10 protein-coding genes, 1 tRNA gene and 2 pseudogenes are annotated in these 12600 nt (G+C 73.5%); 4 read left to right on the top strand and 9 right to left on the bottom strand.

All coding sequences use genetic code 11. From position 1 onward, the window contains the following. From MRQ36_RS16730 to MRQ36_RS16720, 3 genes are all read left to right on the top strand, one after another. Positions 1 to 759: a peptidase gene (locus MRQ36_RS16730; RefSeq protein ID WP_242796634.1), complete on the top strand. Its 759-nt coding sequence runs from the start codon at positions 1 to 3 to the stop codon at positions 757 to 759. A 158-nt stretch (positions 760 to 917) separates the two neighbouring features. Then, complete coding sequence (locus MRQ36_RS16725) at positions 918 to 1574, top strand: 4'-phosphopantetheinyl transferase (RefSeq protein ID WP_242796632.1); 657 nt, start codon at positions 918 to 920, stop codon at positions 1572 to 1574. 163 nt (positions 1575 to 1737) lie between these two features. Beyond that, positions 1738 to 2625, top strand: coding sequence for a hypothetical protein (locus MRQ36_RS16720; RefSeq protein ID WP_242796630.1), 888 nt, complete (start codon positions 1738 to 1740; stop codon positions 2623 to 2625). A gap of 64 nt (positions 2626 to 2689) precedes the next feature. On the opposite strand, the gene MRQ36_RS16715 is transcribed toward MRQ36_RS16720, so the two are convergent. Genes MRQ36_RS16715 through MRQ36_RS16705 form a run of 3 tightly spaced genes read right to left on the bottom strand, consistent with a single transcriptional unit; the run spans position 2690 to position 4908 of the window. Continuing rightward, positions 2690 to 3934: an RNA polymerase sigma factor gene (locus MRQ36_RS16715; protein WP_242796628.1), complete on the bottom strand. Its 1245-nt coding sequence runs from the start codon at positions 3932 to 3934 to the stop codon at positions 2690 to 2692. A 3-nt stretch (positions 3935 to 3937) separates the two neighbouring features. Beyond that, a complete protein-coding gene (locus tag MRQ36_RS16710) occupies positions 3938 to 4291 on the bottom strand; it encodes a YciI family protein (RefSeq protein WP_242796626.1) in 354 nt (117 codons plus the stop codon). 5 nt (positions 4292 to 4296) lie between these two features. Next, the gene (locus tag MRQ36_RS16705; RefSeq protein ID WP_242796625.1) at positions 4297 to 4908 is read right to left on the bottom strand and encodes a dihydrofolate reductase family protein; all 612 of its coding nucleotides are present in this window, start codon (positions 4906 to 4908) and stop codon (positions 4297 to 4299) included. Positions 4909 to 5197: 289 nt separating this feature from the next. Between MRQ36_RS16705 and MRQ36_RS16700 the strand changes: the two genes are divergently transcribed. Further along, positions 5198 to 6091, top strand: a complete 894-nt coding sequence (locus MRQ36_RS16700) for a hypothetical protein (protein ID WP_242796623.1) — start codon at positions 5198 to 5200, stop codon at positions 6089 to 6091. Between the two features lie 86 nt (positions 6092 to 6177). Here MRQ36_RS16700 and MRQ36_RS16695 read toward each other — a convergent pair. The 6 genes and pseudogenes from MRQ36_RS16695 to MRQ36_RS16670 form a co-directional block, all read right to left on the bottom strand. Further along, positions 6178 to 6251, bottom strand: a tRNA-Ala gene (locus MRQ36_RS16695). Between the two features lie 203 nt (positions 6252 to 6454). Continuing rightward, positions 6455 to 7250: pseudogene (locus MRQ36_RS16690) on the bottom strand (hypothetical protein). Between the two features lie 178 nt (positions 7251 to 7428). Then, the gene (locus tag MRQ36_RS16685; RefSeq protein WP_242796621.1) at positions 7429 to 8073 is read right to left on the bottom strand and encodes a GNAT family N-acetyltransferase; all 645 of its coding nucleotides are present in this window, start codon (positions 8071 to 8073) and stop codon (positions 7429 to 7431) included. Continuing rightward, the gene (glp, locus tag MRQ36_RS16680; protein ID WP_242796619.1) at positions 8070 to 9383 is read right to left on the bottom strand and encodes a gephyrin-like molybdotransferase Glp; all 1314 of its coding nucleotides are present in this window, start codon (positions 9381 to 9383) and stop codon (positions 8070 to 8072) included. The genes MRQ36_RS16685 and glp overlap by 4 nt, the downstream gene beginning before the upstream one ends. Next, complete coding sequence (locus tag MRQ36_RS16675) at positions 9380 to 10333, bottom strand: UTP--glucose-1-phosphate uridylyltransferase (protein WP_242796617.1); 954 nt, start codon at positions 10331 to 10333, stop codon at positions 9380 to 9382. The genes glp and MRQ36_RS16675 overlap by 4 nt, the downstream gene beginning before the upstream one ends. A gap of 9 nt (positions 10334 to 10342) precedes the next feature. Further along, positions 10343 to 12543 (bottom strand): annotated as a pseudogene (locus MRQ36_RS16670) (diguanylate cyclase). Between the last annotated feature and the right edge of the window lie 57 nt (positions 12544 to 12600).

Here is a 12600-nt window from a genome sequence, read left to right as displayed (position 1 = left end):
ATGCGTACCCTGCTCTGGTCCGCCGCGGCGCTGGCCGCCGGCGGACTCACCCTCGCCCCCGCGCCCACCCCCTCACCGGGTGCCGCCACCGTCACCAAGGCCGGCACCTCGTTCCTGACCGCCACCGCGATCACCGCCGGGCAGCCGGTCCGGGTGGGCGCCTCGACCGGTGACTACCTCTACTGGTCGTTCCCCGCCGAGGCCGGCCAGACCCACGAGATCGCCGCCACGGTCACCTTCCCGAAGGCCCGCGGCGGCCCCTCGACCTGGACGGTCGAGGTCTTCGACGGGCTGCGCCGCCGGCAGGCCTGCACGGCCGGCGCGCAGACCCCGACCGTCGACAAGGCGGCCACCAGCGTCACCCTCGGCTGCACGTTGCGCCGGGTCCGCCCCTGGGCCGAGCCGTGGTCCGGCGACCCGCTGCCCGGCACCTACTACGTCCGCCTCTCGGTGGTCGACCTGCCGGAGCCGGACCTGGGCCAGCCGGTCGACGTGGACCTGCTGGTCGCCGCCGACGGCGAGGGCGGCGCCTCGGGTGACGACGGTGAGCTGGCGGCGCCGCTGGTGCCGAACGACCGGGCCGGGACGGTGCTGACCGCCGAGCCGACCGCCCCACCGGCCGAGGAGGAGGCGAGCAGCCTCACCGGCTGGCTCCCGGCACTCGGCTCCCGCTGGATCTGGACCACGGTCGGCGGGATCCTCGCCGCGGTGGGCGGCGTCGTCGGCTTCGCCCTCACCCGGCGACCCCGGCGGCGCTGACCGCCGACCGGTGGCCGTCCCCGCCGGACGGCCACCGGTCGGCCTCCCCTGTGGACCCCGGCACCGCCACGGGACGCTCCGACGTTGACCGACTGCGGTACGTTCACCACCCATGACCGACGGCCGGGCGGCTGGGGTCGTACCGGAGGGAGAGGGCGATGCGTGACCTGCTGCCAGCGGCGGTGGCGGTGGCGGTGGCCGGGCCCGACGACTGGTGCGGTGAGCTGCTCCCCGCGGAGCTGGCCTGCCTCAGCGAGCGGGCGGTCCAGAGCCGGCGGCGCGACTACACCGCCGGCCGGGTCTGCGCCCGGCGGGCGCTGACCGACCTCGGCCTGCCGGCCGCCGCCGTGCCGTCGGCGGCCGACCGCTCGCCGGTCTGGCCGACCGAAGTGGTCGGCACCATCACCCACACGCACGGCTACTGCGCCGCCGCCGTCGCCCGCCGCACCGAGGTCCGCTCGGTGGGCATGGACGCCGAGCGGCACAAGGAGCTCGACGCCGGGGTACGCCGGCTGATCTGCCTGCCCGAGGAGGAGGCCGCCTTCCGCCGGCTGCCCGCCGGGGTGTCCTGGCCGGCCGTGGTGTTCAGCGCCAAGGAGACCGTCTACAAGGTCTGGCACCCGACCGTCGGCACCTGGCTGGACTTCCACGACGCGCACGTCGACCTCGACCCGGACGCGGGGACGTTCACCGCCCGGATCGCACCGGCCCGGGTCGACGCCGCCCCGGTCGCCGACCCGCCGACCCGCGTCACCGGCCGGTTCGTGGTCGACGCCGGACTGGTCCGCACCGCCGCCGTGCTGCTGCCGCGCTGAGGCGTCGCGGAGCGGCTTGCCCCGGCCCGGTACCGTCTGTGCGACTGAAGACCTCTCGAAGGTGCCAAGGAGTACGGTGAGCCACCCTCAGCCTCCGTTCGGACCGCACGACCCGAACCAGCCGCCATACGAACCGCCGACGCAGCCGTTCCCGACCGCCCCGATGCCGCCCGTGTCGGGGGCGCCGCAGCCCCCGGCCGGTGGCTACCCGCCGCCGGGTGGTGCGTACCCGCCCCCGCAGCCCCCGGTTTCCGGCTCCCCGTACGCGCCCGACCCGTACGCGCCGCAGCAGCCGGTCTCCGGCTCGCCGTACCCGCCGGTCTCCGGCTCGCCGCTCCCGCCGCCGCCCGGTGGTGGCTACCCGCCGCCGCCCGGCCAGTCGTACCCGCCGGCACCGGGGCAGCCGTTCGGCCCGCCGCCCGCCAAGAGTGGCTCGAAGAAGAACGTCTGGCTGATCGTCGGCATCGTCGCGGCCGTGCTGCTGCTGCTCTGCTGCGGCGGCGGCGCGTTCGCCGTCTACAGCGGTGCGAAGAAGGCCGAGGACGTCGCCAAGAACCTGCCCACCACGGCGCCGATCGAGCCGGCCACCACCGACCCGGCGACCACCGAACCGTCGGCGACGTCCACGCCGGACGCGGGCGTCACCGACGGCAACACGACCAACATGAAGCCGGGTGACACCCTCATCATCAACGATGACGACGGCACCATCCGGATCACCGTGGGGAACTTCCGCACCACCACCACGGCCTGCAAGAAGTACTTCCCGGCGCCGGACGAGGGCATGTACCTGATCGCCGACGTGACCGCCGAGGTCACCAAGGGGACCAGCTCGATCAACCCGTTCTACTTCAAGTGGATCGCCAGCGACGGCACGGAGACCACCGGCATCGGTGGGGCGTTCTCCGGCTGCGGCAAGCTGCTCCCCTCCGGCAACGACCTCCCGACCGGCAGCAAGCGCGCCGGCCAGCTGGTCTTCGACGTGAAGGACAAGAACGGCACCCTGGAGTACGAGCACAAGTTCAAGACGGCCGGGTCCTGGAAGCCCTGACCCGCGCACGTGGACGACGGGGGCCGGTCCCAGCGGGGACCGGCCCCCGTCGGCGTACGGGACCTCAGGCGTTCCGCCCGGCGCGGGGCAGTTCGGCCCGGCGGCGGGTCAGGTGGGCGCGTTCCACGTCACTCGTGGTCAACGTCAGGGCCCGGTCGTACGCCGTCGCCGCCTCGGCGGTCCGGCCCGCCCGGCCCAGCAGCTCCGCCCGCACCACGTGGTACGGCTGGTACGCCGCCAGGTCGAGCCCGTCGAGCCCGTCGAGCAGGTCGAGGGCGGCCCGCGGGCCGGAGAGTTCGGCGACGGCGACGGCCCGGTTGAGCGCGACCACGGCGGTGGGTTGCAGCGTGAGCAGGTGGTCGTAGAGGGCCAGGATCTGCGCCCAGTCGGTCTGCTCGGCGGTGGCGGCGTCGCTGTGCACCGCGTTGATCGCGGCCTGGATCTGGTAGGGCCCCGGGGCACCCCGGCGCAGGCAGCCGCGGACCAGCGCGCGGCCCTCGGCGAGCAGCGCCGGGTCCCAGCGGCTGCGGTCCTGGTCGGGCAGGAGCACCAGCGTGCCGTCGGCGGCGGTCCGGGCCGGCTGCCGGGCCTGGAGCAGGAGCAGCAGCGCGAGCAACCCCCGGGGCTCCGGCTCGTCCGGCATGAGCTCGACGAGCAGCCGGGCCAGCCGGATCGCCTCGCCGCAGAGCCGGGTGTCGACCAGGGTGCCGCCCTCGGCGATCCAGCCGGCGTTGAAGACGAGGTAGACGACGGCCATCACGGGTCGGAGCCGGTCCGGCAGTTCCGCGTCGGTGGGCACCCGGTACGGGATGCGCGCGTCGCGGATCTTCCGTTTGGCCCGGACCAGCCGCTGCGCCAGGGTGGCCTCGGGCAGCAGGAACGCCCGGGCGATGGTGGGCGTGTCCAGGCCACCGAGCAGCCGCAGGGTGAGCGCCACCTGGGCGGGCTGGGCGAGCGCCGGGTGGCAGCAGGTGAACATCAGTCGGAGGCGGTCGTCCGGCACGGCGGTGTCCTCCTCCGGCTGGTCGGCGAGGCGTTCGGTCAGCCGTACGGCGGTCGCCTGCCGGTCGGAGCGCATGGCGTCGCGGCGCAGCCGGTCGATGGCGCGGCGGCGGGCGGTGGTGACGAGCCAGCCGCCCGGGTTGGGGGGCAGCCCCTCGCGGGGCCACCGGTCGGCGGCCACCACGAAGGCGTCCTGGACCGCCTCCTCGGCGCGGTCGATGTCGCCGAGGAGGCGGACCAGCGTGGCCACCACCCGGCCGTGTTCCGCGCGGAAGACGGCGGCGATGGCGTCGGCGGGGTCGGTCACCGGTCAGGTGTCGGCCTGGAACGGGCGCACCTCGACCGGGTTGGCGCAGGCCTCGCTCGCCAGGCGGGACCATTCCAGCGCCTCGTCGAGGTCGGCGGCCTCGATGACCCAGAAGCCGCCGAGGTGCTCCCGGCTCTCCGCGAACGGCCCGTCGGTGGTCATCACCTGGCCGTCCGACACGGTGACCACGGTGGCGGTGTCGGGCGGGCAGAGCCCACCGCCGAACACCCAGGCACCCTTCTCCTGCAACTGCTTGTTGAACGCGTCCACCTGGGCGAAGGCGCGCTGCATCTCCTCCGCCGACGGCGCGGGCGCGCCCTCGACGCCGTGCACGGACAGCATGTACTTGGTTGCCATCGTCGTCAGCCCTCCACCGAGCCGAACGCCGCAGCGCCGGCGTTCTCGTAGGTCAGCATGGTCACGCCGCTGCCGGACGCCCGGCTGTCGGCCAGGCGCAGCCCAGTGGGCGGCAGGCCGTCGGCGAAGAGTCGCCGGCCGCGGCCCAGGACCACCGGAAAGATCATCAAATGGTACGCGTCGATCAGGCCCTCCCGCATCAGCGACTGGGCGAGCCGGCCGCTGCCGTGCACCTGCAGTTCCCGACCCGGTTGCTCCTTGAGCGCGGTGACCGCCTTCACCAGGTCACCGTCCAGGCGCTCGCTGCCGGACCAGGTCAGCTCGTCGTCCCGGCCGGTGGCGACGTACTTGGGCAGGTTGTTGAGTCTGCCGCCGACCGGGTCGGCCGGATCGGTGACGTTCGGCCACCAGGCGGCGAAGATGTCGTACGTGCGGCGGCCGAGCAGGAACGCGTCGGCCTGCTCGAAGATCCCGGTGATCCGCTCGCCGACCGCCTCGTCGAAGTGCGGCGGCACCCAGCCGCCCAGGTCGAAGCCGTCGGTGCGGTCCTCGTCCGGGCTGCCCGGGCCCTGCACGACGCCGTCCAGGGTCAGGAACGTGGTGAGCGTGAGTCGCACGGTGGTGCCTCCTTCGGTTGCCGGCCTCGCGCCGGCCTTCACCCTGTCCACGACCGGCGTGACCACCGAATCGACACGTCGACCCGGCAACTGATGTGACCTGGATCACATTATTTGCCTGCTGGCGTCACGACCCGTCGCACACGCTTTGTCCGGTTCGGACAGATGAAACAGCTTCACCCTTCCGAGTGACGGCATCGGTCGACCGTGTCCGGCGAATCGAGCGACACTAGTCTCGGCACTCTCGGCAACAGACGTTTTTGCCGCTGACCGAGCGGGGGACGACGGCGTGAGCTGGCAGGCTGTCTCGTCGATCATCGGCGCCTTCGGCGCTCTGGCCGCCGCGGGAAGCCTGTATGCCGCCTTCGAGCTTTATCGGCGGCGAATACACGACGAGCGAGCCACCCGCTTCAAGGCAGACATAACGAATTTGATGGGCAAGTTCAGCCGACTCCAGACTGCGATCTCCTTCACCTATCCGGACGAGGTCGCCCATGACACGGTCAAGAGCGAGCGCCTCGACAGCTTCTTCGTGAACCTCTACGGGAGCGAGAGCCAAGAGGAGTTCTTCGAGCGGGCACGACAGATAGGGACAAGCATTTCCATACCGGCGGCCGTGCACGCGAAGACGTACGAGAGCTACTACGACAGCCTCATAGAGATCAACCAGCTGGCCTCCGGCCACCGAGCCGACCACCCGGGCCTCTACTTGGCCCTGTCAACCGTGAACTACGGCTTCGGGTTCGTCATCGACAGGTACGTCATCGCCGCCCGGGACAGTGAGAAGTGGGGCGAGCCCCTCGTGCGGCTTTGGCCGGTCAAGCAGTACAGCGACGCATGGGGGATGAGGGTTGCCTTCGGAAAGTTCCTGACCGAGCAGCTCCTGCGTCGCCAACAGTATTGCAATGCGCTTCTCACCACACTGAACGACGTATCAAAGATAGTGACGGAGGCGTACCTGCAACTGACCCCCAAGGATCTCGCCCGTCAGCGTCGACGCGAATCGAAGGTCAAGCTCAGCAACTACGAGGGCGCTTCACTCATGTGTCTGCGACTGAGCCAGTCCAAACGGGCGATTGCCGATGTCCTGTCACCGGAGCAGTCTGCGTCCTACGACGCGTGCCTCTCGATCATCGCCGGACTGGACAGCCCGCCGGCCGCCCAGGCAGGGGGCTTCTACTGACGCCGACGACCGTCTCGGTTACTGCGGGCCGCCCGTGTCAGAGCGGAAAGGCCGTCTCCGACGAGCGGAAACGGCCTTGAACTGGGTGGAGTTGAGGGGATTCGAACCCCTGACCCCCTCGATGCGAACGAGGTGCGCTACCGGACTGCGCCACAACCCCTCCGCCGGCGAACCGGCTTCGGTCCCACCCGGCTTTCACCGGGCGGGCCGGCGCCTAGATTAACAGGTCGCCGACCCCTCCCGCGAATCACCCCTCCGCCCCACCCGGTTGATCGACTCCACGTCGGCGACCTGGCGGGTCCCACCCCGGACGGGACCGCCAGGCCGACGACCCGGCGGGTCGATCATGAAACTCGGGGCGGGTCAGGCGGAGTGGGAGCCTCGCCCCGACTGGTAGGGCCGCCCCCGCAGGCCGCCGGTGCGCCGGTAGGAGACCGAGCCACCGGACGCCGCCGGCGGCAGGTCCGCCGGCCGGTCCAGGCCCATCGCCGTACGCCGGACCGCCTCGCGCGCTGCGCGGCCAGCCGGCGCTGGGCCTCCCGACGGGCCGCCGCGCGCCGCGCTGCTCCCGGCGCACCTCGGCCTGCCGGGCGGCCAGCCACGCCGCCTCACGGGCCTCCGCGCGCCGCCGCCGGCGCTCCGCCAGGGCCCGCTTCCGCAGATGTACGACGTACGCCCCGAGCAGGGTGCCGGTGACCGAGAAGCTGATCCAGAACCCGGGACTGACCAGCACCACGCCGATCAGCTCGACGAAGTTGAGCAGCAGCAGCGCGGCGAGGACCCGACGACGGCGGTAGATCGCCGGGGTGTGGTGCCGGCGCTCCGGCGGGTTCCGTCGGCGGGACCCGGCCGGGGCGGGCGGCACCGCGCGCAGCCGCTTGGACCGGCGCGGCGCGGGAGGCGCGGAGACCGGCGCGGTCAGACCGCCCGTGCTCACATCCTCACTGAGGGTTACCACAAGTGCGCGGGACGGGTTGACCGGTCGCCGTCCGGGCACAGTGCGACGGCGTCGCCGGCGCTGGAGCACCCGCGCCGTCGACTGCGCCCGCTCCGCCACCAGCCGCTCGGTGGCGTCGTACCGGCGGACCAGCGCCGGCGCGAGGGCGAGCAGACCGGCGGCGGCGAGGACGGCGAGGAGCACCGAGGTCGGCACCCTCACCCCTCCCGTCACCGAATTCGGGGCAACCGCCGGCCGGCCGCAACATATTCCGCGGTCCGTCGTTTACGGCGCAGATAATGCGGGTGGGCAGCGCTTGCCGCAGCTTGCAGTTACTTGAGGTTACGGGCCGCCGACCCGGTTGATTGTGCGCCGCGCCGAGGACAGCAGGTGGGACGCTTCACCCGACGCTGTCACGTACGCGGTGCCAGCGGGCCAGCAGACCGCCCTCGGCGGCCACTTCCTCGCTGGTCATCGCGTATCCGATGTGGTCCCGCCAGGCACCGTCGATGTGCATGTAGCGGACGTGGTACGCCTCCTCACGGAAGCCCAACTTCTCCACCACCCGCCGGGACGGCCGGTTCTCCGGCCGGATGTTCACCTCGACCCGGTGCAGTCCACCCGGGCCGAAGGCGTGGTCCACGGCGAGCGCCACCGCAGTGGGCGTCACCCCCCGACCGGCCACCCGGGCGTCCACCCAGTACCCGACGTACCCGGAGCAGAACGCGCGCCGGACGATGCTGCCCACGTTGAGGTGCCCGACGAGCCGCTCCCGGCCCTCCTCCCGCAGGCAGACCGCGAACGGCATCCCGTCACCGGTACGCGCCGACCGCCGCTGATCGGCGTGGACGAAGCGGAACGCCGACGGCGAGTTCGACTCGTCCCAGCTACCGGGCAGGTGCGACTCCCACGGGGACAGCCAGGCCTGGTTGGCCCGCCGGATCTCCGACCAGGCCGACGCGTCCGACCGCCGGTACGGCCGCAGCACCACCGGACCGTCCACCAGGGTCACCGGCCATCCCGGCGCCCGCCCGAACCAGCTCACCGGCGTCGGTCCAACAACAACACGTCCACAGTCGAGCCCGCCGCGGCGGTGGTGACCCGCTCGCCGAGCACCAGCAGGCCGTTCGCCTCGGCGAGACCGGACAACGTGAACGGACCACCGCTGAGCGGCTGGACCGTGTAGCCGCCGCCGCGCCGCTCGGCGACGTGCGCCGGACGGAACTCGCGCAGCCCCACCGGGGACGACACCGTCTCCAACAGGTGCGCGCGGACGCTCGGCCGGAACACCGGCTCCGCCCCGGCCAACAGCTGGATGGCGGGTCGCGCCAGCACCTCGAAGCCGATCAGTGCCGCGCCGGGCTCACCGGGAAGACAGACCACCGGCACCTCCTCGGCGCCGACCGTACCGAACCCGAGGGCCGTTCCGGGATAGAGGGCGACCTCGGTGAAGGCCACCGGCCCGGCCCGGCCGCCCTCCCGGCGGGACAGGATCCGGCGGACCATGTCGCCGGGACCGGTGCCGGTGCCACCGGTCGTGATGATCAGATCGGCCCGCAGGGTCTGGTCCTCCAGCAGACCGCGCAGCCCCTCCGGGTCGTCGTCGCAGATCCCCACCCGGTACGCCAGCGCGCCCGCCTCGGCCGCGGCGGCGGTCAGCGCGTGCGAGTTCGCGTCCACCACCTGCCCGGGCTGGCTGCCCCTGCCCACGTCGACCAGTTCGTCGCCGGTCGCCACGATGACCACCCGCGGGCTGGGCCGGACCACCACGTGCCCGATGCCGGTGGCGGCGAAGACGGCGACCAGCGCCGGCGACACGTACGTGCCGGCGCGGGCGAGCAGGCTGCCGGCGGGCAGTTCCTCACCGGCGCGGCGGACCCCGTACCCCCGTTTGGGGGCGCGGAAGATCTCCACCGCGGCCATGCCCTGGTCGGTCCACTCCACCGGCACCACCACGTCGGCGGCGATCGGCAGCGGCGCCCCGGCGGCCACCGAGAAGCACGAGCCGGGGGTGAGCCGGACCGGCCGCCAGCTCGCCGCGCCCAGGTCACCGACCACGTTCAGCCGGATGCTGTGCCCACCACGGGCACCGGAGGGTGCCGGGACGTAACCCGGGCCCCGGCTCCCCCCGGAGATGTCCTCCCAACGCGCCGCGTACCCGTCCACCGCCGCCTGGTCGAAGGCGGGGAACGAGTGCGGGGCGACGACGTCCTCGGCGAGGACGTTGCCGTACGCCTGGGTCAGGTCGAGGTCGAGCGGAGGCAGCGCGCGTAACCTGCGCAGCACGCTGCCCAGGTAGTCGGCGAGCGGCGTCAACCCGTTCGCGGCCGCCTCGGCGTCGGCCGTCGCGGTCATGTATTGGCACCGCCGGACGCGTCGGTGTTGACGAACTCGGCCAGCCACTTGCGGAACTCGGCGCCCAGGTCGTCCCGCTCGCTGGCGATCTGGACGACGGTCTGCAGATAGCCGAGCGGCTGGCCGGTGTCGTAGCGGGTGCCGCGGTAGACGATCGCGTGCACCGGCACCCCCTCGGTACGCAGCAGCTCCATCGCGTCGGTCAGCTGGATCTCGCCGCCGCTGCCCGGCTGCGTACGCCGGATCGCGTCGAAGATCCGGCCCGGCAGCACGTACCGGCCGAGAACGGCCAGGTTGCTGGGGGCATCCTCCGGCTTCGGCTTCTCCACCATGCCGGTGACCTTGACGACCTCGGCGATGTCGCCGAACTCCGGCTCGGCCGGCTCGACCGAGGCGATGCCGTACCGGCTGGTCTCGGCCGCGTCGACCTCGAAGAAGGCCAGCACCACGCCGCCGGTGCGGGCCTGCAGCTCCAGCATCGCCGGCAGCAGCGGCTCGGACGGCTTGACGAACTCGTCGCCGAGCAGCACCGCGAAGGGCGCGTCGCCGACGTGCGCCTCGGCGTACCCGACGGCGTGACCGAGGCCCAGCTGCTCGGGCTGCCGGCAGGTGTAGATGTCGGCCAGTTCCTCGGTGCGCTTGACGGCGGCCAGCAGCTCGGGCTTCTTCGCGAGCCGTTCCTCCAGGTCGGGCCGGCGGTCGAAGTGGTCCACCATGGCGGTCTTGCCCCGCCCGGTGATCAGCAGCACGTCGGTGATGCCGGCCTGGGTCGCCTCCTCGACGATGTACTGCAGCACCGGACGGTCGACCACCGGCAGCAGCTCCTTGGGCACCGCCTTCGTGGCCGGCAGGAACCGGGTGGCCAGGCCGGCGGCCGGGATGACGGCCTTGACCGCGCGTGGACGACCGGTCGCGGCGGTCGTTGAGGGGTTCGCTGAGTGCTCCGACATGTCGCGAGACTATCGGCCACGGCTCTGCCGCGGCGGGTGAGGACCGGAAGACGCGCCGCCCGAACCCGCGCCCGCGACGTCCGTCGCACCCGCCCGGGGCAGCCCGTCGGGTGGGCTGACCGCCACCGGCACCACGGGAAGTTCCTGCGTCGGCGCGGGGTCCGGCACCCGCGCCAGCCGATAGCAGTCCCGGCCGCCGGCCTTGGCCGCGTAGAGGGCGTCGTCGGCGGCGTCGAGCACCTGCTGACCGGTCGCGGCGTGGTCCGGATAGACGGCGATACCGATGGAGACGGTCACCGCCACCGGCACCCGCTCCCCGCCGTGCGCGTCGATGAGGACCGGACTGTCCCGGACCACCGCGCCGAGCCGTTCGGCGACGATGGCCGCGCCCCGGGCGTCGGTCTCCGGCAGCAGCACCACGAACTCCTCGCCGCCGTGCCGGAAGGCCAGGTCCACCTCGCGGATCTCACCGCGTACCCGGCGGGCGAACTCCACCAGCACGGTGTCCCCGGCGGCGTGCCCCCAGGTGTCGTTGACGTTCTTGAAGCGGTCCAGGTCGAGGGCGAGGACGCTGAGCATCCGACCGAACCGGTTCGCCCGTTCCACCTCCCGGCGGATCGACTCCCGCAGGTAGCGGTAGTTCCACAGCCCGGTGAGCGGGTCGGTCAACGACAGCCGTTGCGCCTCTTCGTGCACCCGGACGTTCTCCACCGCCACCGCCGCGTGCCCGGCGAAGGTCCGCAGGGTCACCAGGTCGTCGTCGTCGAAGCCGTCGCCGCCGAGCCGGTCGTAGAGGGCCAGCACGCCGAGCGCGCCGCCGGCCGCGCCGCCGTCGCCGGCCGACGGGTGCCCGGGCCGCTCCGGGCCACCGCGTCCGGCCGGGTCCGTCGCCCCGGGCCGGGCGAAGGGCACCGCCACGTACGTCTCGCAGGTCGGCTCCCCGGTGGGCGTACCGCCCGGGGACCACCGGCCGCGTCGCGGCTCCCCGGTGGCGGCCACCGCGCCCACCACCCCGGTGCCGACCGGCACCCGCAGCGCGCCCGGGTCGGTGTGCTCCCCGCCGGCCAGCGCCCCGCCAGGCCCTCGACGCACTTGCCGACCAGCACCCCGCCACCGTCGAGCAGCAGCACCGCCCCGGCCCGCGCGCCGGTCGCCGCGATCGCGCTGCGCAGGATCACCCGCAGGATCCGGTGCAGGTCGTGGGTGCTGGCCAGGGTGTCGCCGAGCACCGCCAGGTGACCACGGAGCTGGTCCCGGCTGCTGGTCAGCGCGGTCACATAGCTGCCGGTCTCCCGGGTCATCCGGTTGAAGGCGTGGGCCAGCCGGCCGATCTCGTCCCGGCTGCGCACCGGGACGCGGGCGGTCAGGTCACCGTCGGCCACCCGGTCCACCGCGCCGGCCAGCTCCACCAGCGGCCGGGTGGTGACCCGGGCCAGCCGCCCGGCCGCCAGCACGGCCAGCAGCGCGGCCAGCACCACCGCGCCGACCAGCGCGGCATGGAGGCCGGGCGGGCGTTCGCCGGGAACGGAGAGCACCAGCGGCAGCGGCTGACCGGCATCGGGGTCGAGCCGGCGGACGTACCGGCCGTCACCGGTCTCGGTGACCTGGTTCCCGGCGGCCCGCTCGGCGGCGGCGAGCACCGCCTCGCGTACCTCCTGGTTCTCGGTGGTGTGGGTGACCCGGACGGGCCCGGCGGCGTCGTCGACGAGGGTGACCGCCACCCCGGTCACCGCGGCGAGCCGGGCGACGAAGGCCCGGTCGACGGGTTGGGCGGCGGCGACCGTGCCCAGGTCGACGCCGGCCGGGTCGCGGAGCTGGACGCGGGCGGCGAGCGCGCGGACCGGGCCGGCGGCCGACGCGCCGGAGCAGTCCTGCCAGGGCTCGGCCGGCCCCGGGGTGGCGAAGCTGGTCCGGCCGGCGGTGTCGGTGATCCGGACGGCGGCGGCGAGGCCGCGGCCGACCACCTGGGTCGCCGCACCGGGCCGGGCCGCCGGGTCGGCGACCAACGCCACCGCGTCCGCCGCCGCGCGCAACTGCTGGCAGAGGGCGTCCACCGAGGTCCGCACCGCCGTGGCGGCCAGGCCGAGGCGTTCGGTGGACCGGCTCCGGTCGACGGCCGACATGGTCGACCCGACGAAGAACGCGCCGAGCAGGACGGGACCGAGCACCACCGCGAGGAAGGCCGCCGTCAACCGCCCGCGTAGCGTCAAGCTTTCCCCCGGAAGTTCCGCGCCCGATCCTGCGATGCTGACACAGAGCGACGGGGA

The sequence above is a fragment of the Micromonospora sp. R77 genome, assembly GCF_022747945.1.
Lineage (GTDB): Bacteria > Actinomycetota > Actinomycetes > Mycobacteriales > Micromonosporaceae > Micromonospora.
The sequence above is the reverse complement of the archived record's forward strand: the minus strand, read 5'-3'. Positions and strand labels throughout refer to the sequence as shown.

Excerpts from the sequence above, each read along its gene's own strand:
- glp (WP_242796619.1), bottom strand. The coding sequence starts at position 9,383 with ATGACCGCGACGGCCGACGCCGAGGCGGCCGCGAACGGGTTGACGCCG.
- MRQ36_RS16725 (WP_242796632.1), top strand. The coding sequence starts at position 918 with ATGCGTGACCTGCTGCCAGCGGCGGTGGCGGTGGCGGTGGCCGGGCCC.
- MRQ36_RS16730 (WP_242796634.1), top strand. The coding sequence starts at position 1 with ATGCGTACCCTGCTCTGGTCCGCCGCGGCGCTGGCCGCCGGCGGACTC.
- MRQ36_RS16675 (WP_242796617.1), bottom strand. The coding sequence starts at position 10,333 with ATGTCGGAGCACTCAGCGAACCCCTCAACGACCGCCGCGACCGGTCGT.
- MRQ36_RS16720 (WP_242796630.1), top strand. The coding sequence starts at position 1,738 with ATGCCGCCCGTGTCGGGGGCGCCGCAGCCCCCGGCCGGTGGCTACCCG.
- MRQ36_RS16710 (WP_242796626.1), bottom strand. The coding sequence starts at position 4,291 with ATGGCAACCAAGTACATGCTGTCCGTGCACGGCGTCGAGGGCGCGCCC.